Raw genomic sequence first — 24,662 nt, 5'->3', positions numbered from 1 at the left:
TGTCCTTGCCTTGCTAACAAAGTTATCCACAGAAAGTGTGGGTAAACACACACAGGAATGACCGTTTCATGACCGATAAACCTGCAAAAGCTGTTTCTGCTTCAGCTATTGAAAAGCATGTGTATAAAGTGTTTCCGAACGATATGAACTCCCACAATACGGTGTTCGGGGGCATGATCATGGCGAAGTGTGACCGCTTGGCACTGGTGGTCGCGGAGCGGCACTCGGCCCATGTCTGTGTGACGGCGGCGGTGGATTCCATTCATTTTCGCGCTCCCGCCAAAGGCAATGACACCTTGTTGTTCAATCTGTCACTGAACCGTAGTTGGGGCTCCTCGATGGAGATCGGTGCGAAGGTGGAGGCCGAGAACAGCTATACCGGCGAGACTCGCCATATTCTGTCCGCCTTCTTTACCTTTGTGGCACTCGATGAACAGGGCAAGCCGGTGGATGTGCCCCAGGTAATCCCGGAAACCGAGGACCAGAAGCGCCGTTATGCCAAGGCACAGATACGCCGTGAAGGGCGTTTGCGCACCCGGGATGAATTGTCAAAGGCGAGTGGCTGAGGGCTATCGCATATTACCGCCAGTCGTGGTATACCAGCGCCCGTGATGACTAACTATTCTGGAACCGGATGTCATGCCTAAAGCAAGTGAAATCAAAAAGAATCAGGCGGTTGAATACGAAGGCCGCGTCTATTTCGTGAAGGATATCGAGCGCTCCGTGCCCCAGGGCCGTGCCGGAGGCAGCCTTTACCGGATGCGCATGTACGATGTGGTCACCAACCAGAAACTGGATGAGACCTTCAAGGACTCGGACATGCTCAATCTGGCGGATCTGGTGCGCCGGGAAGCGACCTTCTCCTACGCTGATGGTGATGAGTATGTGTTCATGGATACAGAAGACTTTACTCAGTACATGCTCAACCGCAGTGCCATTGAGGATGAGTTGCTGTTCATTACGGAGGACACCCAGGGGGTAATGGTGATTCTGGTCAGCGAAAACCCGGTGGCCATTGACCTGCCGCCGACGGTGGAACTGACCATTGAAGAAACCGATCCGTCCATCAAGGGTGGCTCGGCAACCGCCAGAACCAAACCCGCCCGCCTGACCACAGGCCTGGTGGTACAGGTTCCTGAGCACATTTCCACGGGTGACCGAATTCGCGTGAACGTGGAAGAGCGCAAATTCCTCAGCCGCGCCTGATGATATGGCAAGAGGTCAGCCGATTGAGCTGACCTCTTGTGCGCTGAGATGGCGGTAGCTGCCTGGCTCTAGCCCATCCACAGTCAGCCCGCCCATGCTTTCCCTGTGCAATGAGGTCACCCGGTTGCCCACGGCGTGAAACATGCGTTTCACCTGATGATAGCGGCCTTCGTAGATCGTCAGCCGTACTTCCCGCTCTCCCAATGGCTCCAGCGACGCGGGCGAGGTTCTGAGTTGTTCGTACTCGAACCAGATGCCTTCCCTGAACCGATCCTCTGTCTCCGGTGAGATGGCGTAAGCCGTGGTTACCCGGTATACCTTGGGGATTTTGACCGCCGGTTCGGTCAGCCGTCGGCTCCAGACTCCGTCACTGCTGAGAATCAATAGCCCGGTGCTTGCCCTGTCCAGTCGCCCTGCGATGTGCACATGTGGCCGAAGCGATGGGTCAATCAGTTCCATAACGGTGGGGTGCTGGTCATCGCGGGTGGCGCTCAGATAGCCCGATGGTTTGTTCAGCATCAGGTAATACGCAGGGGCCGCGCTCTGGATGATTCGCTGGTCAACGCACACTTCACGAAACCGCTGGATGTCCAGGTCCGGGTCATGGCAGCGCTCGCCATCAACCTGAACACGGCCGGCGGCGAGCAGGGTCTTGGCCTGTCGGCGGCTAATACCGTTCTGATTGGTGAGTATCCGTAAGAGTTTCATGTTGTGCCCGACAAAAAAGGAGCTCCGAAGAGCTCCTGGTGTGCTGTCTGATTTGCCATCAGTTATCGGCTGTGTCGCCCTCCCAGCGGGCAATCTTCTCACGGTCCTGATCGGACACCACGTCTGATTCCAGTGATGCCCGCTGCTCTGGTGCAACCAGGCCCTGGGCAGCCATATCCCCGGTTCTGCGCGCTTCCTGCTCCTGGCGGATATAGTCGAGCCGCTGTTCGCGGTCGGCCTGCTTTTCGTTCTTTATTTCGTCGTTGCGGCGACGGAACTGGTCTTCCAGGTCGCCAACCACGCTGTTGATGAATCCATCGCATGGCGACAGGGACAGCAGATACCTCGGCTGCTCCAGGTTTTGCTGGCCAGAGACTGCAAACGTTGAGCTGACCGCTTCAGTTGCCAGAGCGAAGTAGGTGGCGTCGAAACTGAATACATCCTGTTCACTGGACGCACTGTGACGGTCGGCGCCGCGGTAATGAGTTGCCCGCATCACCGTGCCTTCACAGTGCATATCGAACAGGTTGGACTTAAAGAAGATCTCGGCCCAGAACAGATGGCAGATTCTGGACAGTGTCCGGCCGAAGCCGAGCAATAGCAAGCTGGCAAGCAGGATGGCGGCCGTGGCGCCCGCGGGGACGAACAGCAGGTTCAATGCCTGGTCGACATCGAGCCGGGTAGCGCGAAGCTGATCCAGAGCGTAAACATGGTCCATCACGCGATCGGCACCCAGCCAGAGCAGCAGGGCACCCGCCAACAGGAGTATCTGGCCAGCGATGGTTCCGCTTGCCCGGGCCCAGCGCAGGGATTTTGGCTCTTCGCGGTCTTCGACAACAGGCTGTATTTCGACCAGAAGGTCGCCGTTGAACTGCTCATTCTCCCGGTTGGCATCACCGGTGTCGTTGCTGTCCAGATATACCCGGTTCGGCAGCTCCTGCTGACGTTTTTGCATCAACACCAGGTCGCGCAGCGTCGTGAAGATCTGGCGTGGGTGCAGATCGAATCGCCAGCTATTGTTGAGTTCAGAGCTGCTGGTTGCGATGGGCACCATGCCAATGCGTGCTTTGATCAAAACCACCGCAATGGCCGCTGTCGTCAGAGCACAGACGATAGTCAGGGTCAGCAGGGACCCGGTACGGAAAACCGGTTCAAGCAGGGGCATCAGGCCGGCCAAATCCTGGCGGGCACTGACGTGCAGACTGTCCCAGAAGCCAAGCCAGCCCTGGGCAGTCAGGATGGGCACTGCGATGGCACCAATGATCACCAGCGCCAGTCCCTTGCTGGTGGTCTGGCTCAGGCTGGTCATGTTACTGCGGGACAGCGGGTTGCCGAGTTTGACCCACAACAGCCCCAGGTACACCAGCAATGACGCTTGCAGGATCAGTGAGATAACCGTGCTGCCAACATCCGCACCTTCGGTGCCTGAGAACACCATGGTGACCACCAGGCTGGCCACCAGAAAGGCGGCGATGGCCACGAAACTCTTGGTCAGTTTCATGGCCAGATTCTGAGCGACGTTGCGAATTGGCCAGGGCGTGACAATCAGGTTGGGAAAGACCGAGTGAACCGCCCGGGCGAACCAGCCGGTGGGCTCGATAAAGGTCGGGTTGCTCTTGCTCATGAGCATGTTGTGGAGCATTTTAGAGTTATACAGGGTCGGCTCGCGTTCGTTCACGGCTTCACGGGCAACGTTTTTGGCCAGTGAGGCCGGCGCGGCGCGGCCCACGAAGAAACGCATGACCTGGAACAGGCCTCCGCCCAGCGCCTTCAACCCGCCCATTACAAACAGGCCGCCGATCAACAGGTTAACCCAGGCCCTGGGTTTGTCGGTACCAAGCAGGGGTTGAATCTGAAACAGGAGATAGACGCCAATCGCCAGCAGAATTGCACCACGAATGGACCGGACCAGCCCTTCGAACCGGAATGGATTCCGGATGTTGAGTTTTTGAGCTCCGTACTCAAATGCCATGCTTTGTTCCTTTACATGAGTAAGAGAGGGTGTAGAGAGGCGCAGAGTTTAGCCTGAAAACTATGAACAATTACCGGCAATTACATAAAAAAATGTAAAACGGAGTAAGATTTTTCGTGGTCGGCAGGGCGGATTTTATAAGACCCGGATTTTTTTCATCAGCGCGGGCCATCCAACCGGCAGTTGTTCTTCCAATGCCTTGAGGACTGAGTCGGGTATCTGCCAGGGATCAAACACCCGCTTGCAGCCATAGATAACCCAGTTGTTGGTTTTGCTTTTGAAGGTGAGCAGACACGGGAACTGGCGTTTCAGCTCGCGCAGCAGGTTACCGTCCGGCTCCGGCATGCGGTGATAGTTCAGAACGAGCCAGCCGTCAGGTTTGAGTGCCCGGGCACAGGCCTTGATGAACCGGCGTTGCGCTTGAAGGGGCGACATCCGGTCTGCGCTGTACAGATCCGTGACAATCATGGCGGTGCTGGCCCCCGGAAGCGTTTCCAGTGTATGCCAGGCATCGGCGACGGTGACATGAAGGCGCTCATGTTGCGGGAACGAGAACCAGTCCCGTGCGGTCTCGAACACCTTTTGACGCAACTCCACCACATGAACCTGACTGTCGGGTAACAGGCGGTGTATGCCGTGGGCGACGACGCCTGCACCCAAACCAAGCACAGTGATGTGGTCGGGCCTGGCGAAGGCAATGGGCAGCAGCATGGCACGGCTGTATTCGTGGACGGGAACATGGGGTGCCCGACGCAGAATTTTGCTTTGCTCAAACACGGAATCAAAACTGAGAATCCGGTGTTTGCGATCATCAATCACCAGAATATTGCCGTAGCGGTCGTTGGCGACATGCACGATATCGCCCTTGATATCGGGCCGTTTGATGATGGTGCCCATCAGTTGGCGGCGTAGCGCTGGTGCAGGATACCTACACGTTCCACGTAGGCTTTGGTTTCCGCGTAAGGCGGAATGCCCCTGTAGCGGCCAACGGCGCCGGGGCCGGCGTTATAGGCGGCGGTCGCCAGGCGAGTGTCGCCATTAAAGCGTTTGAGCATTTTGGCCAGATAGTCGACACCGCCGCGGATGTTTTCGCTGGCCTCCAGTGGGTCTTTTACGCCCAGTTCCTGTGCCGTCCCCGGCATCAGCTGCATCAGTCCCTGGGCACCGACCGGTGAAATGGCCTTGGGGTTGAAGGCAGACTCGGCATGTATAACGGCTCGCACCAGGGCCGGGTCAACATTGAATTCAGCTGCCGCGGTCTGGATTTCACTGCGATAGGGGCTCAGGAACAATGGCGTTTTGTGCCAGTCGACGCTGGATTCCGGGTCACAGGCGTAGCAGTGGAAGCGGATAACATCGAAGTCGGCGTTGCCCGGGCGCTGGCTGCTGTAGGCCACGACACCGTGTTCGTCGGTGTAACGATACACGGTTTCACTCTTGGTGGAGGCTCGTGGCTGGCTTTTGCTTTTCACATTGGTGAATTCCACCCGTCCGTCCGGATGCACGATGCGTTTGATGCTGTCGGCATGGGCCGTAGCTGTCGCGAGAAGGAGTCCGGTGACAAGGGCAATGGTGACTCTGGTTGTCAGGGATGTACCGCTGAAATTCATCAAGAACCCGAAGCTTTGTTTCTGAATGACACACTACGTCTATTATCGCGGTAGATGGCCGTTCAAGTGTAGGAGTTTCGTGCCTTCATGATACCGATTGTTCATGGGGTCACAAATTGGCCGTTGTCTTCAGGCATCGCCGGCAATCGGTCCGGCTGGCGGCGGAAGTCGCTTGCCCGACCAGTTCTCCAGCAGCCGGCAGGCAACCAGGTCGCCGGTTACATTGATGGCGGTTCGGCACATATCCAGAATTCGGTCCACGCCCATGATCAAGGCAATACCTGCGGCTGGTACACCCACCGATTGCAGTACCATTGCCAGAATGACAATGCCGACCCCCGGGGTAGCCGGCGACCCTATAGAGGCACCCACTGCCATGGCGACCACCAGGGCCATACTGCCAACACTGAGGTCGATGCCGTAGACCTGGGCCAGGAAAACGGTCGCGACGGCCTGATAAAGCGCAGTGCCATTCATGTTGATGGTTGCGCCCAGGGGGATTACAAACTGGGAAACCGACGGGCGCACCCCGAGTTTGTCCTCTGCGGTACGGATAGACAGGGGCATGACAGCGGCGGAGCTGGAGGTCGAGAATGCCAGCAGCAAGACATCACGGGTATCCCTCAGGAACTGCAGTGGCCGTACACCTGCCAGCAGTTTGAGAATGACCAGATAAAACCCCATCAGGACGGCGAGGCCGAACAGCACCGTTGCCACATACGAGGCCATGCCAATCATGGCACGAAAACCCAAGGTAGTCGTCAGTTGTGCCATCAGGCCAAACACGGCATAGGGGGCGAGGCGCATGGCCCAGCGAACCACGGTCATGCAGATTTGCTGCAGTGAATCGAGCAGGTCGAGCATCGGCTTGGCTTTGTCGCCCGACATACTGACCAGCGCAACGCCGATGATGATGGAGAAAATCACCACCTGCAGCATCTGCCCTTCCACCATGGCGTCCAGGGGGTTGCCGGGCAGAAGTCCAATCAGTGTCTGGGGGATGGCGTCCAGGCCGGGGATGTCGGCGGCCACCGGCGCGGCATCGGCTGGCGGTGTGGTCAGGCCGGTCATCAGATCTCCCGGGTTAACCAGGCCGCCCACCCAGAGGCCGATGGTGGCCGCAATGGCGGTTGTAATGACAAAAAACAGGGTAACCCGGGTACCCATTTTCCGGAGTTGTTCCAGGTTGTCGCTGGCGGCCAGTCCTCGCACCACCGAGGCAATCACCAGTGGTATGACGATCATCTGTATAGTGGCGAGGAAGAGTTGCCCCGGAAACGCCAGCCAGTTACCGATCAAGGTGCCCGTGTCCGGTTCGACCAGGCCGACCGAAGGACCAAGCAGGGTGCCCACCACCAGACCAAGCCCCATGCCAATGAGCACTTTAAGCCAAAGCCTGCCTTTGACCAGTGTGGCCAGGTAGACGCTCAGATGGCGCAGCGAACGAGGTGCATTGTCGGTGGTCTGAGCTGGTGTGTTATCCATGATCAACGTGTCCGTGTTGCCGTTTTTCTGTGCCGGTGACAGGCAGGGATCGGGCCTTTGAAGACAATAACTTTAGGATAGTCAGGCAAACTATGCATCTGGATCAATTTCTTTGTGATTCTGCTTCGGTCCACGACTGTTTGGGCTAAACTGCAGAGAACGCTGACGATAAGGAGCTTTTATGCCGTTCTCTCCGAACCACCTTGCTGAGCTGAACCTGTTACTGCAGTTTCCGTCCGCCTCTACCCAGGAGGGCATCAAGGTGCACGCTCACAGTGCGGCGCCGGAAACGCTGCGCGCGGCGGAATCCTTGTTTGCCAAAGGGCTGATAAGCCAGAAGGATGGTGGTTACCTGACCCCGCTTGGTTGCGAAGCGGTGGAGTTTACCCAGAAGCTTCAGACAATGCTCACCGCCCCATAGGGTGACTGTGTCTCTGTAATGGCAAGGCTGTACCTGTTCCCGGCCTGATTGGCCGGGTATAGTCGAGGCTCTTTTTCCAGCCTCTGCCGGGACTTATGCCACCGATCTATTACTCCTTTTTTGTGCCCGCCCTGTTTGTCTGGTTGTGGAGCACCGGGTTCATTGGCGCCAAGTATGGTCTGCCTTATGCGGAACCCTTTACCCTGCTGCTGATCCGTATGCTGCTGACGCTGGTGCCGTTGGCTATTCTCGCCGTGGCCATGAAATCCCGTTGGCCGGGCTGGCGTGGGGCCGGACATCTGGCGATTACCGGGTTGTTGGTGCAGGGAACCTATCTGGGCGGGGTGTTCTATGCCATCGATCAGGGCATGCCTTCAGGCCTGGTCTCACTGATTGTTGGTCTTCAACCGCTGGTAACAGCGTTGGCAGCCGTTCTGATTCTGCGGGAGTCGGTTGCTGGCAGGCAGTGGCTGGGGCTGGTCATGGGGCTGGCCGGGGTGGCGTTGGTGTTGGCGGAAAAGCTGGGCAGCGGTGCCAATGGTGGTAGTTTTTCACCGGTCACCATTCTCTGGGCCGGCTTGTCGTTGATCGGAATTTCACTGGGTACGGTCTATCAGAAGCGCTTCGGAACCGGAGTGGATCTGATATCTGGCACCATGATTCAGTACACAGCGGCTGCAGCGTTCTTCGCGATTGGTGCCTTCACGCTGGAAACCCGGCACATCGAATGGACAGTGCAATTCAGTCTGGCGCTGGGATGGCTGGTGTTCGGGCTGTCGGTAAGTGCCATTCTGATTCTGATGTGGCTTATTCGTCGCGGTGCGGCTTCGCAGGTGGCCAGTCTGTTTTATCTGGTGCCACCGGTAACGGCACTGGAAGCTTTTATTCTGTTCAATGAGCGGTTGGGGCCGTTGGCCATTGCCGGGGGAGTGGTGGCGGTAGCCGGGGTGGCCCTCGTGGTTACCGGAGGGCCACGACCGTTAAATCGCTGATGCTATACCTTTGGCCCCTTACCGCGCAGGGCGTTAACGACCAGCGACACCACCAGAAGCACCAGAAAGACGAAAAACAGTATCTTCGCGAAGCTGGCCGCTGTGCCTGCAATACCGCCAAAACCCAGAATTCCTGCGATCACTGCAATAACGAGACAAACAATAGCCCAATAGAGCATTTCCTGTCCTCCATTCAAGGGTTGCCCTTTAACCGTGGCACAGGGCTTCCCGGTACGCAATTTTCAGCGGGCTTTGTGGAGGGATGGTAACGGCCCCGTCATTTGGCCATCGCCGCAACAGAGTTCTTGTCAGTCCGTTTTTCGGGTTGGAAACACCGACGTGGAGAGTGTGGGCTGACAGCCAACGACACCTCGTGCCTGCTCGTGGGCATGCAGGTACCAACGCTGGCCGCCTTCCGGAAACGTGGTGCTGTTCACCTGAAACTCTGCGGTGCCCACGGTTGCAGGAATCGGGGTGCCATCGGCATGGCGGTAGACACAGCTGGTACCGATGGTTACAGGCCGGGCAACAGGCAGCTCAATGAAGCCGTCGCTGCGCACGGTCGGCGCTTCTCCATTGATGTCGGTAATCTTCAGGCAGGGGCCAAAATGAATACGATCCTGGTCGCCGACGGGTTCCTCCAGACAGTGTGTGGCCTTGAGAAAAACAACATTACGGTTGGCCCCTTCCTTTGCATCTGGAAGGTTCTGGCAACCTGTCAACGTCACCGTCAATGCTGTGATGCCGGCGGTAATCAGATGTTTCATCGGGATCTCCTGCTTGTGCCAGTAATGTATAAAGAATAAGGGCCACTTGAGTGCTTTCAGGCTTTCAGGCAATAGCGTCGTTCCGGGCGCCCAACGCTACCATAGTTTACTTCGGCGCAAAGCTCACCGGTGCCGACCAGGAATTCCAGATAGCGGCGGGCCGTTGTCCGGGAGGCTCCGATCTCGGCCCCCATTTCTTCCGCGCTCCAGTGACCCCCAGTGGCAACCACCCCTCTGATCTTGTCCAGCGTCAGGCTGTCGACACCTTTTGGCAGCCGTTCAGGCACGGAGGCTTCGGTGTCGTTGGTGGCTCTGGGTAACAGCGCATCTACTTCTTTCTGGGCGAGCTTGTTCAGTGCCAGCAGCTTGTCCAGATGCTCCCGGTAGCGGTTAATGGCTTCCTGCAGGCGCTCGAACACCAGGGGTTTCAGAATATAGTCGAATACGCCCCCACGAAGGGCGCTACGCAGTGTTTCTACCTCTTTGGCTGCGGTAATCAGAATGACGTCTGACCGACGGTCACGGGCTCTCAGTTCCCGGAGCAGGTCCAAACCATTGCCGTCGGGAAAGTAGACATCCAGGAGGATCAGTTCAGGCTCCAGTACGTCGATCAGATCCCTGGCATCGGCCAGGGTATGGGCTATGCCACAAAGTTCCACCTGTTCAACACGCTCAACAAACCGGCGCTGAATCTCGGCGATCTTCGGATCGTCTTCAACAATAAGCAGTCGGATCGTGGTCACGGATGTCCTCCCGCAATCGGCGTTTTCGGTAAGTAGAGCGTAAAACGACTGCCACCTCCGGACAGGTTTTCAACCGTCACCGAGCCTCCCCAGCGATCGAGAAACTGCTGAACCAGATGCAGGCCGATCCCGTGTTTCTCACCTTTGGTGCTGAAGCCACGCTCGAAAATCCGGGCCCGATCCGGCCCGGGAACTCCGGGGCCCTCGTCTTCAACCTCGAAAATCAGCTCGTGCCCCAGATCGGTCATCGACAGTGATACCCGGCCGCCGTTGCCCGCCTTGTGGACCGTGGCTTCAAGCGCATTGTCAATCAGGTTGCCGAGAACACTGACCAACTGATCCCTGGGCAGCTCCGCCGGGAGGTCGGCCATCTGGCTGCCAGGGTCTATTTCCAGACGCAGGCCCATTTCCTTCGCCCTATTGTACTTTCCGAGCAGACAACCAGCGATAATCGGGTCTGGCACGGCTTCCAGCAGAAGATGCAGCAGCGCCTGATGGTCGCTCACCTCGCTGCCAATCAGATTAAGCGCCTCTTCAGTCGCGCCAATCTGTATCAGTCCGGCGATGGTGTGAAGCTTGTTCGAGTATTCATGGGTCTGGCTGCGAAGGGTATCGGCATACTGCTGTATTCGCGTGAGTTGTCTACTCACCTGATCAAGCTCATCTCGCCGGCGAAAACTGGCTACCACGCCGATGATCTGCTCACCCTGGCGAACTGGCAGCCGATTGACGACCATTTGTCGTCCTCTTAACCAGACTTCACGGTCGAAGTCTGGTTGTCCGGTTTGCAATACCGACATCAGGCTGCTTTCCGGCAGAATGTCCAGAATGGGCTTGCCTGCGAGAGGTTCGTTCTCAGGCAGTTCCAGTGTCTCATAGGCTGCCCGGTTGGCGGTGGTTATTATCCCGTCCCGATTGACCGCAATAATGCCTTCACGAACGGATTGCAGGGTAGCGTCACGCTCCTGGAACAACCGGGCGATTTCCTCTGGTTCAAGGCCGAAGATGGCACGCTTGAATCGGCCGGCGATGATGATGGCCGAGAACACTGTGAACAAAAGCATTAGGCCGACAACACCATAGAGAACAAAATTATATCGACGTATGGTGTTCTCAACCTGCTCGAGACTGTAACCCACCGATACGATCCCGATGATCTTGCCCGTTTCCGGAGTGGATACCGGAGCCTTTCCGCGCATGGACTCCCCAAGGCTGCCTTTGGCGCGAGCGACATACGCCTGGCCGTGTTGCAGAGCCTGTTGGCCGTAATCACCATCGTCGTCACCCATCGAATAGCCAATCCGGGTCGGGTCCGGATGCGCCAGACGGATTGCCCGGTGATCGCCAATGACAATAAACAGAGCTTCATTGGTTTCGGTAAGCCGACGGGCCAGTTGATTGAGCGCAGGGATGTTTCTGGTGCGGACGCCCTCGATAACAGCCGGTGTGGCGGCAACGGTTTTGGCGACCATCAAAGCGCGCTCGCCAATTTCCTCATACAGTGACTCACTGAGGTAATAGCCGGCAAAACTGCCAATCAGCACCGTTTGCAAGGTGCCGAGCAATCCCAGGGTCAGGATCATGCGGGTTTTCAGTTTGGTTTTTCTTAACACGGATAGAGCACGGCTTTTTGTCGTTTGCTTTTCAGGGTAATCCATCCTTGCGGCCACCGCCCGTGATCTTTATGCACAGAATGCAGAAAAAAGTCTTTAAAGGCGTTACGCCCACAAGCTTCTGTGTCTCGGGTTTCACCTATTAGTCTGCCCTTAATCGCCTCACCGGAGAGCTCCTCCTCATTCGTTCCGGTGACCTGGCGATCATGACAAAAACAACTGAGTAAGGTGACCACAATGATGTTCAAACGATTCCTCTCTTTGGTGGCGGCGGCCGCCGTCAGTACCTCTGCAATGGCTTGGCAACCTTCTGGCAAGGTTGAGTGTCTGGCACCGGCGGATCCCGGAGGCGGCTGGGACTTTACCTGCCGGAGCGTAGGCAATGTGCTGCAGGACCTCAGCCTGGTTGATGGAACAGTGCAGACCGTCAATATGGCCGGCGCTGGCGGAGGCGTTGCCTACGCTCATACCGTGAGCAAACGCGCAGGTGATAACAAGCTGCTGGTGGCGGCCTCCACGGCAACGACAACGCGCCTGGCCCAGGGCCAGTTTCCTGGCATGAATGCCGATATGGTCACCTGGGTGGGCGCACTGGGCGCCGACTACGGAATTATCGCGGTAAGCAAGAATTCCAGGTATCAGAACCTCAAAGAACTGATGGATGCCGTGAAGGCCAATCCCAAGTCCGTCAAGTTTGCTGGTGGCAGCGCACGGGGTGGCTGGGACCACCTGAAGGTGCTGATTGCCGCAAAAGCGGCGGGTGCGGAAAAACTCCCATCGATTCCCTATCTGTCCTACAACAATGGCGGTGAAGCCATGACTCAGGTTGTGGGTGGCCAGGTGGATGCGTTTACCGGTGATCTGTCTGAGGCGACAGGGTTCATGGAGTCCGGAGATTTGCGAGTGATCGCTGTTCTGGCCGATGAACGTTTGCCAGGCAAATTCAGTGATCTGCCCACAGCGAGAGAGCAGGGCATTGATGCGGTAGGGCCAAACTGGCGGGGCTTCTACATGCCTAAAGACGCGGATGAAGCCGCCAAGCAGTATTGGGTAGATGCGGTCGACACCCTGTACGCCAGCGAAGAATGGGAACAGGTGATGGCCCGTAACGGATTGGTTCCGTTTCACCCTCCTGCCAGCGCGTTTGACGAATTCGTGCGCAACCAGGTGCAGGACATTGAAGCACTCTCTCGTGAAATCGGGTTACTCAAATGACGGGCTTCGGTGATCGTATTCTCGGCCTGGGTCTTCTGGTCCTGGCAGTGGCTTATGGCTGGGCTGCGCAGCAGTGGCCGGAACCCTTTGGTGGCGCTGAGGGGGTCGGCCCAGAGACCTTTCCTACCATCTTGTCGGTGGTTCTGGTGGCCGGAAGTCTGTATCTGATGATCAAACCTGACCCGGATGCCCGGTGGCCGGTTGGTAAATCGGCACTGGAACTTCTGGTCTCGGTGTTGGTTCTGGTGGTTTATGCCTTGTTGCTGGAGCCGCTGGGATTCGTCATCGCGACAACGTTGGCGGTCGGAACGCTCAGCTGGCGCATGGGAGCAGCGCCTAAACGGGCCTTTCTTACCGGTTTAGGCAGCGCCGTCGTGGTGTTCGTCCTGTTCAATTATGGGTTGTCGTTGAGCTTGCCGGCTGGCCTGCTGGAGGTGCACTGATGGAAACCCTTGGCTTTCTGATGGAGGGGTTTGCCGTAGCGCTGACTCCGTATAACCTGATGTTCGCTCTGTTTGGCGCATTTGTCGGCACCCTGATTGGTTGTCTTCCAGGACTGGGGCCGGCCAATGGTGTGGCGATTCTTATACCACTGGCGTTTACGCTGGGACTTCCGCCCGAAACCGCCATGATTCTGTTGACCGCAGTCTATGCAGGCGCCATGTACGGGGGGCGAATCTCCTCCATCCTGCTCAACATACCGGGCGATGAACCGGCGATGATGACCTGCCTGGATGGCTACCCGATGGCCCGTAAAGGGAGGGCTGCTGATGCCTTGGCGGTTTCTGCCATCGCGTCTTTCTCGGGTGGTCTGATCGGGACCATCGGGTTGATCATGCTGGCGCCCGTGCTGGCCAAGTTTGCCCTTACCTTCGGCCCTGCCGAGTACTTTGCGCTGTTTCTGCTGGCGTTTGCCACATTGGGCGGGATCACCGGCAAGAACCCCATGAAGACGGTTATTGCGGCGGCATTGGGGATCATGATTTCCACGGTGGGTATCGATATTTCCACTGGAACCCAGCGCTATACCTTCGGTGTGCTTGAACTCTATGAAGGTATCGATTTCATTCTGGCCATTGTGGGTCTGTTTGCCATCTCCGAGTTGTTGTTTTTCGTGGAGCATCGCATGGGGGAAGGGCGAGAGAAAATGCAGGTTGGCAAGCTCAGCCTGAGCCTGAAGGAGTTGGTAACGACCATACCAACACAGCTTCGCGGCGGGATTCTCGGCTTTATTTCCGGTGTGCTGCCGGGGGCGGGTGCTTCTCTGGGGAGTTTTATCAGCTACACCCTGGAAAAACAGGTGGTCGGCAAAAAAGGCCGTTTTGGTGAAGGTGACATCCGGGGCGTTGTTGCGCCCGAGGCCGGTAACAACGGGGCATCCTCTGGTGCCCTGGTCCCCATGCTGACATTGGGTGTGCCGGGCAGCGGCACGACCGCTGTCCTGCTGGCGATGCTGATTTCGCTGAACATCACACCGGGCCCGCTGATGTTTACCCAGAATGCCGACATTGTGTGGGGCGTTATTGCCGCGCTGCTGATTGGCAACGTCCTCCTGCTGGTGTTGAACATTCCGCTGGTGGGATTCTTCGTAAGGTTGTTGTCTGTGCCGCCGATGTATCTGCTGCCAATTGTCACGATGGTCGCGTTTGTCGGGATCTACTCGATCAGCCACAGCACCTTCGATCTGTATTTCATGATTGCCTTCGGTATTGCCGGCTATTTTCTGCGCAAACTTGAGATTCCTCTGGTTCCCATCATTCTGGGCCTGTTGCTGGGGCCGGAAATGGAGAAAAACCTGGGACATGCCTTGGTCCTGTCGGACGGCGACTGGAGCATTCTTTGGGGGAGTCCTCTCGCCATCGGGTTATGGACTGTCGCCGGCCTTGGCCTGGTACTGCCTTATCTCGTGGGGCCACTACTTCGCCGCAGAATGAATGCGGCGATCAAAGAGTCCCCTGTCAGCGACTAACCATATCTTTAAGGCTTTTCTGACGAGCTGCCTTTGTCAGTCTTTGCACCGGGCTTTGCCCGGTGTTTTTTTATGACCGCAAGAAGCTAGTCCGTGCGTGCCGTGGGACGATTATCAGCTCTGGGTGTAAGTGACTGTCCGCCCTCAGAATCTGCACGCAGTGCCTGCAGCAAACGGCGGTCACGATCATACACATCGTTCCGGAACTGGAGAACGCCGGCCGGATCAATCCAGGTGGTCCAGTATTGCAGGTACACAGGCACCGGTTCCGATAGCACTACGGTTGCCGGTTCGGCGGTTGCCAGGGTCTGCTCAATTCGCTTTTTGTTCCATCCGTTGGTGTTTGCCAGCAATCGTTCGGCCAGCTCAAAGGGGCGTTCCAGACGGATGCAGCCGGAGCTCAGGGTTCGCTCCAGCCGACTGAACAACGATTGCGCCGGGGTATCGTGGAGGTAGATATCGTACTGGTTCGGGAACATGAATTTGACCTGGCCCAGCGCATTCTGGGGGCCGGGCTGCTGAATCAGCTGGTAGGGAAAGTTGTTCTTCGAGAGTTCCGTCCAGTCGATTTCTGCTGGATCGACTTCGCTCTGGTTTGCGCCCCAGCCCCTGAAAACCTTGAAGCCCAGGCGCTCCAGATACTCCGGATCTGACCGTATGATCGGTAGCTGGTCTTCGATCATCAGCTTCCGGGGTACCGTCCAGGTCGGATTGAAAACCAGGTAGCGAATGCGATCGCTGAATACTGGCGTCTGCCGGTATGGCCTGCCAACAATTACCCGTTGGCGATGGACCTGCTCGCCGCTCTCTACGAGCACCAGCTCAAAACCGGCGATGTTAACGACGACATAGGTTTCTCCCAGGGATTCCGGTAACCACCGCCACCGTTCCAGGTTTGCGTCCAGGCGGTATATCCGTTCCAGGGGCAACAGGTTCAGCGCTGTCAGAGTGTCCCGGCCGACGATTCCATCTGGTTCCAGGCCGTGTCGGGCCTGGAATAACGGGATCGCAGTGGCCAGGGCGTCGTCGTAGTGTTGGTGATTCGAGGCTTCTGGTGAGTCGCCGGAGAGGTCGCCCAACAGTGCCAGGCGGCGACGAATGTCGGGTATGCGGTTGTCGGTATCGCCTGGTCGGATACTTGGTCCCGAAACGATAGCCGGCCAGTCTGCGCTGATCAGCTCACCCAGCGCTTTGCGTCGTTGTACCAGTTGATGGTAGGCCGCAGAGCGGGGTTTGAGATCCTGCAGAGTGGTGTAGACGGTGCCGCTGGCCAGGGCTTCGGACAAGACCGACTGCATCTCCCTTTGCTGGCGGTTGGCGGTCCATTCCGCATGGATGGTTGTGGGGTTGACCTTGCCGTGGTGCAGGTGGGACGCCAGTAGCAGGAAGGCATCCGAGAGTACAAGGTCAAGGTCGGTCTGTAATTCCTCGGCGCTGTCATTCAGGTCTTTCAGGGCGAGTGCTGCAAGGGTGTCGTAGTGGTAGTCGCGGGGGTTGAGACCGTCACCGGCCACTGCCCGGATGGCTTCGAGCAATTCCCTGCGATTGCTCGGGTCCTCCCAGGCCAGCGTGTACCCTCTGGCTTCGTAGAATCGCGTCAGTGCTTCCTTGGCATATAGCCGGGATTCCAGCACCGATACCGGGTAACCAGCCTGCAGGGCTTCAATGCGGTTGATCAGTCCATCATTGCCCTGGGCCCTGGCCGGAACCGCAAACACCAGAGCCAGGAGAAGGCAGTGCAGGGTGAGTGGGTAACGAGCTTCCTGCATTCTGCGCCTCCATTGCGGTGTACGATCAAAGGCTGTCCCTGTGGTGTCCGTAATGCCTGGGCAGTCTATCTGACGGCAGTATAGCCTGATCGTTCGATCCCGGTAGGGGCAAATCGCGGTTGGCTTCTGCCGCCCGACGCTGCGGGCGGCAATGGCTGGGGCTTAGCCGGCGCGCCCAAACATACGTTCAAGGAAACCCAGTTCCCTGACATCGGGCACAGGCAGTTCATCCACCTGCTCCATGGCCTGGCGCCAGAAAACCTCAGGGGTGTCCAGGTGCTCCACGGTCTTGCGTTCTTCCGGGCTGTAATGATTGTGCTCCCCGGTCATGCCGGCGTCGGCCAGGGACTCTGTCCACAGGTAGATCGCCGAGCGGATGGTGCGCAACAGGCGGCAGTACACTTCACGGCTGAGATTGATCGCCAGTTCCGCCTTGAGGTTGATTTGCTTTTGCACATGGGCCATGTCGTCTTTGTCCAGCAATGCCCGATGACCATTGCCTTTCTTGCAGTTCAGGCACACCTGCTCCAGGGACTTGATGCCCTCCGGAAGGTCCAGGTGACCGTATTCCGAGGTCTGGCGCTCATCCACCGGCGCTGGAATCCAGCCGTACTGGGGAGATTTTGCAACAATGTGACCGGGCAGGTCGCGTCGGTAGGGCGGGGCCTTGTCCTTGTCGGTGTAGCCATCAAATTCTTCCCGCAACCAGGCCGCCATTTTCCGGTGGCGTAGCATGGTGGCGAGAGTAATGGCCGAGGGTACGATGTCCGTTAGCAGGTCGCTGGCGTCCTGGGTACGTTCCTGAAGATGGTCCACGGATGTTGACATGGTCTGCGCTCCATTCGGGCCGCTTTATGGGCCCTGATCTTTTTGTTGTTGTCTGGTTCTCCTGTGTCGGTATCGGGAGTAACCTGTGGTTAAAAAGTAGTCAGTCCCGGGTGTTCGCACTGTTGTAAAAAAGTTATGCCTTTGTAACGACAGGTAAGCATGAGGAGGGACGTCTTATGAACAAAGACGGACAGGATCTGAGTGATATGCGACGGGCCATGGTCCGTAGCCAGCTGGTGCCTCGGGGTATTTCCGATGGACGGGTACTGGAGGCCATGGAGCGTGTGGCCAGAGAGCAGTTTGTCCCCGAACATCTGCGCTTCGAGGCTTATGAGGACCACCCAGTACCCATTGGCCAGGGTCAGACCATTTCTCAGCCCTACATCGTTGCCCTGATGGCAGAAGCTCTGTGTCTCAAGGGCCGCGAGCGAGTGCTCGATATTGGCACCGGTTCGGGCTACGCCGCCGCCGTCCTGGCCAGTCTCGCTCTGGAAGTTTTTTCCATTGAGCGTATTCCGGAACTGGCGGCCCAGGCGCGCAAAAATCTGGACCGAACAGGCTTCACCCAGGTGCATGTGAAATGTGCAGACGGTACGTTAGGCTGGCCAGAGGCAGCACCATTTGATGGCATCTGCGTGGCTGCCGGAGCCCCTGCGGTGCCAGCGGCCCTCAAGCAACAACTGGCGGTCGGCGGGCGGCTGGTGATTCCGGTGGGCACAGAGGGCGGCCTTCAGCAACTGCTCTGCATCACCCGGCTGTCGGATTCCGAGTATGAACAGGCGAGCTACGGTGATGTACGTTTTGTCCCGCTGCTGGGTGAGGAAGGCTGGCCCTGAAGCCTTCCCTGGTTTAACTATGGGTGCTCTCGAAAATCCGATCGGCGGAGGCGGCAACAAAACCGCTATAGAGTTTGCCGTTGGCCATTGGGTAGCGCTTGGCAAATTCGTAAAAGCAGCTCGGAATGACTGCGTCCTGGTCGGTAAAGTGCGCGGTAACACGGTCGGCCATAGTGGACGACTGTTCCAGGCAGTCCTGCGGTGAACCTTTCACTTCTCCACCACTGGCATTCACGGAAAAACCCTGTTCTTTCAGCAGCGTGTTGATGTCTGGTACCGAGTGAATCGTGTCCAGGTGGTTTATGCTCACGGTAAAGTGGTTGGCGCGATAGCCCCAGGCTGCCAGCCAGCCGGCGTATTCACTTTCCTCAAGCAACTGTCGATAGGTTGAGTAATCCAGATTCCAGTGTCGGCCTGAGTAGAGAAAGTCATCAGCCTGCACCCTTTTCGGGTTGATCTGGTCTACCAGACCCTGCACCACCGCTTGCAGTTGGTCTGAGCATTGTTCGACCAGCAGTTCGGAGATAAACACTTTTGGCACCTCCGGGTCCGGGTGCTCGTAATGCCGGGCATAGAGCTTCTTGGCTTCAAAATGGTATTCGCCACCGGGTTGGTAACCTAAAGCCAGGAAATGCGCAGCCAGGGCGTCCAGACCCACCGGCGCCAGGTTGAAGGTTCTCAGGGCGATGTGATCATTGACGATGGCGGTGTTCTCGCGCTCGGCCAGCAGGCCATGAATGCGGTCTGCCGAAGGTGTTACGGCCCGGTAGTCTTCCCAGAGCGCGCGAAACAGGGTGTCGACGTCAGAGTGCATAGTGAACCTCCGCAGAATCTGTGACATGGATTGAGGCCGCCGGAATGGCTTGCTGGCCCAGGGGCAGGGTTCGTACCGATGCGCCCACACTGAGGCCCAGAGCATCGGCCTGCTTGGTTGAAAGCTCGATCCGTCCGCTGGCCAGGGCGTGAATGTCTGTATTCACAACCATCGCTCGAAAGTCCTCGAGCCCGGTATTGGTCACAAGCACCGGGCGGCCTGTGTCTGGAAGGTGTTGGTTTCCGGTTGTGCTGATCTCTGCCGACATCAGTGCAGCTCCCCGGACACTACGGATGTTATCTGTCCGGCATTCAACGGTGGGGCCGGCGTCGAACAGATCCACCATTCCCCGATGGCGGAACCCCTCTGCCTTGAGCATGGCCAGCGCGGGCCTGGTGTCCGGATGCACCTGACCGATGACAGCCCGGGCCGGGTTGCTCATTAAATGAGTGTAGAGCGGTAATGAGGGCATCAGGTCCTCGACGAAGTCCAGTGAACCGGCACCCGCCAGTTGCGTGACCTGGCTGAAATCCAGATCAATAAAGTGATCCCGCAGCCAGTCCCAGAAGGGCGACTGGCCGTGTTCATCGGCCACACCCCGCATCTGGGCAATGGCCAGGTTCGGAAAGCGGTCCAGATGTTGGGCGATGAAGGCGAAGCGGACTTTGGAGAGTAATTTGCCGGCATTGGCGCGGCGAAAAGCCGGGCGCAGATACAGTGAACAGAACTCCGTACAGTTCCGATAGTGCACGCAGCGGGTGAGCGCGCCCACGGAGCGCCGGAGCCCCAACTCTCTGGAGTGATGAGTGAGGGTGCTGTGGCGAAAATGGTAAAGCGGTTGCGACCGGCCGGTTCCAGAGGTAATGCCGGTTGTACCCATGATCTGCCCGGAAGTCTCCTCTTCAAGCACAAACAGGTAGCGTTGTTCGCTGTGGTCGACGGCCTGTGAGCGGAAGCTGCGAATTGAGCCCTCAATTTTTCGGGATAGCCGGTCTTTGTCCGGCATCAGGGAAGTAAATCCCGGGCCGGACTCGCAGGCTATCTCGTACAGATCGTTCAGGTCGTCATGACGAACCGGGCGAATAATCATGGCGGCACCTCAAAATTGTTTTTTATCAGTATGAGTGCGTAAGTCGCCGGTTTGCAGTGTCAGAATGTTCGAAATGATCTATTGTTTTGTTGAAATGATAAGTTTAGGGGTCAAAATGACAGAAAGTCGCGATCAGAAACTGCTTGCCCTGCTCCGGCGCAATGCCCGTACGAGTGTGACCGAACTGGCCAAGGCACTGCACGTGTCCCGATCAACGATTCAGAATCGTATTGCCAGGCTGGAGGCCAGCGGTGTCATTCGCGGCTATTCGGTGATCCTGGGAGGGGATTATCTGGAAGGGCAGGTGGAAGCCCACGTATCTATCAAGGTTCGGCAGAAGCTGACCGCACGAACCAATACGGAACTGGAGCGTATCAGCCAGGTGGCACAGTTATTTGCCGTGAGCGGGGAATATGACCTTATAGCGATTGTCCAGGCCCGCACTCTGGAGGAGTTAAGTAAGGTGCTGGACGACATCGGCAATCTCGAAGGCGTCGAACGAACCAATTCAGCCGTCGTGCTGGAAACCCGCTTCAAACGCTAGCGTTTGACGGTCAGGAGCCGAGCATGCCTGCCCAGGCACTGTAGAGGAAGGCACCGGAACCGACCAGAATCAGGGCCCAGGCCGGAAAGATCAGAACAGAGCGCGTTGACGATTTCATAACGACCTCCTGAGGTGATGACAATCTTTACGCTGCAACTTTCAATCTAGACCAGACTTGACGGATGTCACGAAGTATTTTGAGTGACAGGTCTCAGATTCGAGCTAAACGGCCAATCACCGGGATTGTTATTGCTATTGAGGGAGTCGGAAAGTTGGCTAGTATGGAGAGGAAGAAAACAATAACAAGGACGCACAATGGCCGTAGACCCGAACAAGCAGACTTCACTGCATTGCCTTTATTACTGGGCAGAGCATACTCCCGACAACGTTTTTTTGACCCAGCCCTACCCCGACGGGCGTGTTGAAGATATTACCTGGCGTGAAGCCGCCGACCAGGTGTCGCGCATGGCCGCCCACCTGAACACGCTGGGGCTGCCTCAGCGAAGCAATATCGGGATTCTGGGCAAAAACAGCGCCCACTGGATTCTGTCCGATCTGGCCATCTGGGCAGCAGGGCACGTCAGCGTGCCGCTCTATCCAACTCTGAATGGCGAGACCGCAGCCTATATTCTGGACCACAGTGAAGCTCAGATGCTGTTTCTCGGCAAACTCGACGGCACGGCCGATGGCTGGCATGACATCAAGGGCCATATTCCCGAGCAATTACCGATTATCTCGCTGCCGCTATCGCCTCGGGACGACACGCCCAAATGGCAGGACATTATCGCCGAGCAGTCCCCGGCGAAACCGAAACTGCCCGATCCCGATGATCTGGCCACCATTGTTTACACCTCCGGCAGTACCGGGCGGCCGAAAGGCGTGATGCACAGCTTCCGGACCATGATCTCGGTTGCCGACGGGCTGCAGCAGCTATTCCCCGTATCGGCCAGCGAACGTATGTTGTCCTATCTCCCCCTGGCCCATGTGGCCGAACGGGCGGCGGTAGAGACCCAGTCACTGTATTACGGTTTCCATCTGTACTTTGCCAACTCGCTGGATACCTTCCAGGAGGATCTGCAGCGGGCCCGGCCAACCCTGTTTTTCTCGGTGCCTCGCCTGTGGATGAAATTCTACCTGGGGGTGAATGCGAAGTTGCCGCCCAAGAAGCAGAAACTGCTGTTCAATATCCCCATTCTGAACACGCTGGTTAAGAAAAAGGTGCTCAAACAGCTGGGGCTGGATCATTGCCGGGCGGCACTCACCGGTGCAGCTCCGCTCTCGGCGGAGATCATCGGCTGGTACCGAAGCCTTGGTCTGGAGTTGCTGGAGGTCTACGGCATGTCGGAGAACTTCGGCTATTCCCATGCCAACCGTCCGGGCCAGGCCAAGGTGGGCACCGTTGGAATGGCCAACCCGGGTGTTGAACATCGGATCGGGGAGGGCGGCGAAGTTCAGGTGAGGAGCCCGGGCCAGATGCTCGGTTATTACAAGAACGAGGAAAAAACCCGGGAAGACCTGACGGATGACGGTTTTCTCAAAACCGGTGACATGGGTGAAATTGACCGTGATGGATGCCTGCGCATTACCGGGCGGGTTAAAGACCTGTTCAAAACCTCAAAGGGGAAATACGTGGTGCCGGTGCCTATCGAGAACCGGTTCAATCACCCCAAGGCGGAAGTGGTGTGTGTGGCCGGTGCCAACCAGCCCCAGCCGTGCCTGATGGTACTGCTTTCCGAGGAGGCCCGTGATGAACTGGAGCGGGGAGGCAGTCGCAGCGAGCTGGAACAAGAGCTGGCGGAGGAACTGGACTCCGTGAATGCGGAATGTGAGTCCCACGAAAAGGTGGCTTTTGTCGTCGTGGTGCGTGAACCCTGGACCATGGAAAACGGTATGCTCACACCCACCATGAAGATCAAACGCAATGTCATCGAGGATTTCTACAACCGCAAGATGGACGAGTGGTTTGAGCAGAAACGCAAAGTGATCTGGGAATTCTGACCAGGTACAAGCGAACAAAAAAACGCCGGCATGGAAACATGCCGGCGTTTTTTATTCAGCAACCCCGAAAGGCGTGCAGTCTGTTTTAGTGGCCGCCCTGAACCTGGGGCATATCCTGCGCCACGGCTACCGCCTTGCGATTGAAAATTCGCACCTTGCGGCTGATAAACTGCATCGCCTGCCTTGCGGCAGCGCGGGTATACTGGCGCCTGACCTCAGTACTGTTGTGGAGGATACTGGACGGCAGCGGTTTAACGGTTGCGATATGGTTCTGAGTCATAGCGCCTTCCTCCTTCATCTGGTGGATTGTTAGCGATCTATCTTTAATTTACGTTCAATTCTAAGGATTCTTTTTTGCAGCTTGAATACGTTAAAATCCGTACCCTTGTTGCAAATATGCAGTGATTATGGACTGGGATTATCTTCGATATATAAGGGCCCTTGCAATAGGCGGAACGCTTGCAAAAGCCGGTGAAATTCTGGGTGTTCACCAAACGACTGTTTTACGGCGACTTGATCAGATGGAAGAGTCGCTGGGGGTGCAATTTTTTGAGCGTAACCAGAGCGGATTGCAGCTCACCCCCGTGGGAGAAATGGCCTTTCGGGAGGCTGAACGGCTGGCTACCGATATGGAAAACCTTGAGCGCAAACTGGTGGGGGATGATTCCGCACCGGTTGGCAAGGTTCGTGTGGCCGCTGAAGACGTGATGATGAATGAACTGCTCAGCCCGATTCTGGCCGAGATGGTGCGCACCTATCCCGAGATTGAGCTGGAAGTTCTCACCGATAACGATGTGGCTAATCTCAGCCACCGGGAAGCCGACCTTACCCTTCGGCCGGAGAACAAGCCCCAGGCAACGCTGGAGGGTGAACGGATTGCCGCAATCGAATCCGCGGTCTATGGCGCAGCAAAATACTGCCGCCGGCACCGGAACATGGATATTGAGAATCAGCCGGAAGGCTGTACCTGGATACTGCCAGACGAATCCTTCAGCCACCTGGCAACGGGGCGCTGGTACCGCAAACAGCTGAAAAATGTCACGTCGGTGATTCGCTGCAATAGCCTGCAGTCCATGCATGCCCTTGCCCGGGCCGGGGCAGGCCTGGCGGTGCTGCCCTGTTACCTGGGCGACGCCACCAGGGAATTGCGGCGGCTGTCCGATCCTCTGGAGGGCGAAAGCATCGACCTCTGGCTCCATGTAAACCAGGATACCCAGCAGATGGCCCGGGTCAGAATGGTCATGGAGTTTCTGGTAGAGCGCTTGCAGGGTCTGGAGTCGGTGATCGAGATTTCGGGAGCCCTGTAGCTCAGTCTTCAGCCGAGCAGAACGGCCAGAACTGGTACCAGCGCCAGCACTGGAACTCCGCTTCGCACTGCTGCAACTGGTTGTGGTAGCGGTAAGCCCTGGCCCGGACCCGGCTGGCCAGGGCCTGAAGCTGCGGCTTGCGGTCGAAGGAGCGCCGGGCATAGCCGGTTCTGCCTTCATGGTATGCCAGGTACAGTTCCCTCGGGGCGGTATAGGGGATACCCAGTTGCTGGTGGCTCAGGCGGTTATACCAGCCGACGAAATCCAGGGCATACTTCATATCGCTGCGCACCGTCAGCCAGTCACCATCGTTTGCTGCCAGATATTCCTGCCAGGCTGGATCAAGGGCCTGGGCGTAACCGAAGGCTGTGGTTGGTCTTGCCCACGGAATCAGACCCCATAGCCGGGTACGCGGTGGTCTGGCATGGCTTCGAAACGATGATTCGTAATAGACAAAGGCCATCTGGGTGGCAATGGGGGTTCCCCAACGTTGTTGTGACGCGCTGGCATAGTCGTACCAGACCGGATGCTCCCGGAAAATGTCGCAAAGATTTTCCGGTCTCGCCGGGGGATCCGGAGCCAGCAGGCTGAAGCGGAGCGTGGCCCAGATCCCGATCAGTAAGCCGGCCACCGGTGGCCCATACCATTTGGCCAGGCGAAGCCAGCGTGCTTTTTCAGCCTTATGGCGGCCCTTTTTCTTTCGGCCTGACCTGTTGCGTATTCCTACCAAACTGTCATCTCCTGAACCCCTGGATTGCTTGCTGCCAGCCTTGGG

The 24,662-nt window shown here is 57.3% G+C and carries 26 protein-coding genes; 11 read left to right on the top strand and 15 right to left on the bottom strand.

From position 1 onward, the window contains the following. Window positions 1-68: 68 nt before the first annotated feature. Window positions 69-566, top strand: a complete 498-nt coding sequence (locus ACSSVV_RS15920) for an acyl-CoA thioesterase (protein WP_022991506.1) — start codon at window positions 69-71, stop codon at window positions 564-566. Between the two features lie 73 nt (window positions 567-639). After that, the gene (gene efpL / locus ACSSVV_RS15915) at window positions 640-1,206 is read left to right on the top strand and encodes an elongation factor P-like protein EfpL (RefSeq protein ID WP_011786351.1); all 567 of its coding nucleotides are present in this window, start codon (window positions 640-642) and stop codon (window positions 1,204-1,206) included. Window positions 1,207-1,221: 15 nt separating this feature from the next. Here the strand turns inward: efpL and ACSSVV_RS15910 are convergent, their stop codons facing one another. The 5 genes from ACSSVV_RS15910 to ACSSVV_RS15890 form a co-directional block, all read right to left on the bottom strand. Then, window positions 1,222-1,914 carry a pseudouridine synthase gene (locus tag ACSSVV_RS15910; protein WP_014422264.1) on the bottom strand — a complete coding sequence of 231 codons (693 nt, stop codon included), beginning with the start codon at window positions 1,912-1,914 and terminating at the stop codon, window positions 1,222-1,224. Window positions 1,915-1,972: 58 nt separating this feature from the next. Continuing rightward, window positions 1,973-3,886, bottom strand: coding sequence for a hypothetical protein (locus ACSSVV_RS15905; protein WP_023011180.1), 1,914 nt, complete (start codon window positions 3,884-3,886; stop codon window positions 1,973-1,975). A gap of 135 nt (window positions 3,887-4,021) precedes the next feature. Beyond that, the gene (locus ACSSVV_RS15900) at window positions 4,022-4,783 is read right to left on the bottom strand and encodes a spermidine synthase (protein WP_022991503.1); all 762 of its coding nucleotides are present in this window, start codon (window positions 4,781-4,783) and stop codon (window positions 4,022-4,024) included. Continuing rightward, window positions 4,783-5,496, bottom strand: a complete 714-nt coding sequence (locus ACSSVV_RS15895) for a lytic transglycosylase domain-containing protein (RefSeq protein WP_022991502.1) — start codon at window positions 5,494-5,496, stop codon at window positions 4,783-4,785. Before ACSSVV_RS15895 ends, ACSSVV_RS15900 begins: the two co-directional genes overlap by 1 nt. Before the next feature lie 129 nt (window positions 5,497-5,625). Continuing rightward, the gene (locus ACSSVV_RS15890) at window positions 5,626-6,981 is read right to left on the bottom strand and encodes a dicarboxylate/amino acid:cation symporter (RefSeq protein WP_153740982.1); all 1,356 of its coding nucleotides are present in this window, start codon (window positions 6,979-6,981) and stop codon (window positions 5,626-5,628) included. A gap of 181 nt (window positions 6,982-7,162) precedes the next feature. On the opposite strand from ACSSVV_RS15890, the gene ACSSVV_RS15885 reads away from it, so the two are divergent. Both ACSSVV_RS15885 and ACSSVV_RS15880 read left to right on the top strand, forming a co-directional pair. Next, entirely contained in the window at window positions 7,163-7,402 is a 240-nt protein-coding gene (locus tag ACSSVV_RS15885) for a TIGR02647 family protein (RefSeq protein ID WP_011786345.1), read from the top strand. Window positions 7,403-7,497: 95 nt separating this feature from the next. Beyond that, the gene (locus ACSSVV_RS15880) at window positions 7,498-8,394 is read left to right on the top strand and encodes a DMT family transporter (protein ID WP_011786344.1); all 897 of its coding nucleotides are present in this window, start codon (window positions 7,498-7,500) and stop codon (window positions 8,392-8,394) included. Window positions 8,395-8,396: 2 nt separating this feature from the next. On the opposite strand, the gene ACSSVV_RS15875 is transcribed toward ACSSVV_RS15880, so the two are convergent. The 4 genes from ACSSVV_RS15875 to ACSSVV_RS15860 all read right to left on the bottom strand — a co-directional run bounded on the left by ACSSVV_RS15875 (window position 8,397) and on the right by ACSSVV_RS15860 (window position 11,517). After that, the gene (locus ACSSVV_RS15875) at window positions 8,397-8,573 is read right to left on the bottom strand and encodes a DUF1328 domain-containing protein (protein ID WP_022991499.1); all 177 of its coding nucleotides are present in this window, start codon (window positions 8,571-8,573) and stop codon (window positions 8,397-8,399) included. A gap of 129 nt (window positions 8,574-8,702) precedes the next feature. Further along, a complete protein-coding gene (locus tag ACSSVV_RS15870; RefSeq protein WP_454106537.1) occupies window positions 8,703-9,161 on the bottom strand; it encodes a hypothetical protein in 459 nt (152 codons plus the stop codon). A 56-nt stretch (window positions 9,162-9,217) separates the two neighbouring features. Beyond that, the gene (locus ACSSVV_RS15865) at window positions 9,218-9,904 is read right to left on the bottom strand and encodes a response regulator (protein ID WP_014422257.1); all 687 of its coding nucleotides are present in this window, start codon (window positions 9,902-9,904) and stop codon (window positions 9,218-9,220) included. Beyond that, window positions 9,901-11,517 carry a sensor histidine kinase gene (locus ACSSVV_RS15860; RefSeq protein ID WP_031211330.1) on the bottom strand — a complete coding sequence of 539 codons (1,617 nt, stop codon included), beginning with the start codon at window positions 11,515-11,517 and terminating at the stop codon, window positions 9,901-9,903. Before ACSSVV_RS15860 ends, ACSSVV_RS15865 begins: the two co-directional genes overlap by 4 nt. A 237-nt stretch (window positions 11,518-11,754) precedes the next feature. Here ACSSVV_RS15860 and ACSSVV_RS15855 point away from each other — a divergent pair, with 237 nt between their 5' ends. Genes ACSSVV_RS15855 through ACSSVV_RS15845 form a run of 3 tightly spaced genes read left to right on the top strand, consistent with a single transcriptional unit; the run spans window position 11,755 to window position 14,701 of the window. Beyond that, window positions 11,755-12,732 carry a Bug family tripartite tricarboxylate transporter substrate binding protein gene (locus tag ACSSVV_RS15855; protein ID WP_454106535.1) on the top strand — a complete coding sequence of 326 codons (978 nt, stop codon included), beginning with the start codon at window positions 11,755-11,757 and terminating at the stop codon, window positions 12,730-12,732. After that, window positions 12,729-13,175: a tripartite tricarboxylate transporter TctB family protein gene (locus tag ACSSVV_RS15850; protein WP_011786338.1), complete on the top strand. Its 447-nt coding sequence runs from the start codon at window positions 12,729-12,731 to the stop codon at window positions 13,173-13,175. The genes ACSSVV_RS15855 and ACSSVV_RS15850 overlap by 4 nt, the downstream gene beginning before the upstream one ends. Beyond that, window positions 13,175-14,701 carry a tripartite tricarboxylate transporter permease gene (locus ACSSVV_RS15845; RefSeq protein WP_454106534.1) on the top strand — a complete coding sequence of 509 codons (1,527 nt, stop codon included), beginning with the start codon at window positions 13,175-13,177 and terminating at the stop codon, window positions 14,699-14,701. Before ACSSVV_RS15850 ends, ACSSVV_RS15845 begins: the two co-directional genes overlap by 1 nt. Window positions 14,702-14,787: 86 nt before the next feature. Here the strand turns inward: ACSSVV_RS15845 and ACSSVV_RS15840 are convergent, their stop codons facing one another. Then, complete coding sequence (locus ACSSVV_RS15840; protein ID WP_454106533.1) at window positions 14,788-16,470, bottom strand: L,D-transpeptidase family protein; 1,683 nt, start codon at window positions 16,468-16,470, stop codon at window positions 14,788-14,790. 162 nt (window positions 16,471-16,632) lie between these two features. Beyond that, window positions 16,633-17,298, bottom strand: coding sequence for an AbiTii domain-containing protein (locus ACSSVV_RS15835; RefSeq protein ID WP_454106532.1), 666 nt, complete (start codon window positions 17,296-17,298; stop codon window positions 16,633-16,635). A gap of 176 nt (window positions 17,299-17,474) precedes the next feature. Here ACSSVV_RS15835 and ACSSVV_RS15830 point away from each other — a divergent pair, with 176 nt between their 5' ends. Next, the gene (locus ACSSVV_RS15830; protein WP_454106531.1) at window positions 17,475-18,134 is read left to right on the top strand and encodes a protein-L-isoaspartate(D-aspartate) O-methyltransferase; all 660 of its coding nucleotides are present in this window, start codon (window positions 17,475-17,477) and stop codon (window positions 18,132-18,134) included. A gap of 13 nt (window positions 18,135-18,147) precedes the next feature. On the opposite strand, the gene ACSSVV_RS15825 is transcribed toward ACSSVV_RS15830, so the two are convergent. Both ACSSVV_RS15825 and ACSSVV_RS15820 read right to left on the bottom strand, forming a co-directional pair. Then, window positions 18,148-18,948 carry a DUF1338 domain-containing protein gene (locus tag ACSSVV_RS15825; protein WP_114434140.1) on the bottom strand — a complete coding sequence of 267 codons (801 nt, stop codon included), beginning with the start codon at window positions 18,946-18,948 and terminating at the stop codon, window positions 18,148-18,150. After that, window positions 18,938-20,038, bottom strand: coding sequence for an arginine N-succinyltransferase (locus tag ACSSVV_RS15820; RefSeq protein ID WP_011786332.1), 1,101 nt, complete (start codon window positions 20,036-20,038; stop codon window positions 18,938-18,940). Before ACSSVV_RS15820 ends, ACSSVV_RS15825 begins: the two co-directional genes overlap by 11 nt. Before the next feature lie 115 nt (window positions 20,039-20,153). On the opposite strand from ACSSVV_RS15820, the gene ACSSVV_RS15815 reads away from it, so the two are divergent. Then, window positions 20,154-20,582: an Lrp/AsnC family transcriptional regulator gene (locus ACSSVV_RS15815; RefSeq protein ID WP_014422248.1), complete on the top strand. Its 429-nt coding sequence runs from the start codon at window positions 20,154-20,156 to the stop codon at window positions 20,580-20,582. Window positions 20,583-20,897: 315 nt separating this feature from the next. Further along, window positions 20,898-22,580, top strand: coding sequence for an AMP-binding protein (locus tag ACSSVV_RS15810; RefSeq protein ID WP_014422247.1), 1,683 nt, complete (start codon window positions 20,898-20,900; stop codon window positions 22,578-22,580). A gap of 85 nt (window positions 22,581-22,665) precedes the next feature. Here ACSSVV_RS15810 and ACSSVV_RS15805 read toward each other — a convergent pair whose 3' ends face one another. Next, window positions 22,666-22,860 carry a hypothetical protein gene (locus tag ACSSVV_RS15805; protein WP_014422246.1) on the bottom strand — a complete coding sequence of 65 codons (195 nt, stop codon included), beginning with the start codon at window positions 22,858-22,860 and terminating at the stop codon, window positions 22,666-22,668. A 127-nt stretch (window positions 22,861-22,987) separates the two neighbouring features. On the opposite strand from ACSSVV_RS15805, the gene ACSSVV_RS15800 reads away from it, so the two are divergent. Then, window positions 22,988-23,887: a LysR family transcriptional regulator gene (locus ACSSVV_RS15800; protein ID WP_031210210.1), complete on the top strand. Its 900-nt coding sequence runs from the start codon at window positions 22,988-22,990 to the stop codon at window positions 23,885-23,887. 1 nt (window position 23,888) lies between these two features. Here the strand turns inward: ACSSVV_RS15800 and ACSSVV_RS15795 are convergent, their stop codons facing one another. Then, window positions 23,889-24,617, bottom strand: coding sequence for a transglycosylase SLT domain-containing protein (locus ACSSVV_RS15795; RefSeq protein ID WP_226595554.1), 729 nt, complete (start codon window positions 24,615-24,617; stop codon window positions 23,889-23,891). Window positions 24,618-24,662 lie beyond the last annotated feature (45 nt).

The organism is Marinobacter sp. MBR-105, assembly GCF_053628895.1.
The sequence above is the reverse complement of the archived record's forward strand: the minus strand, read 5'-3'. Positions and strand labels throughout refer to the sequence as shown.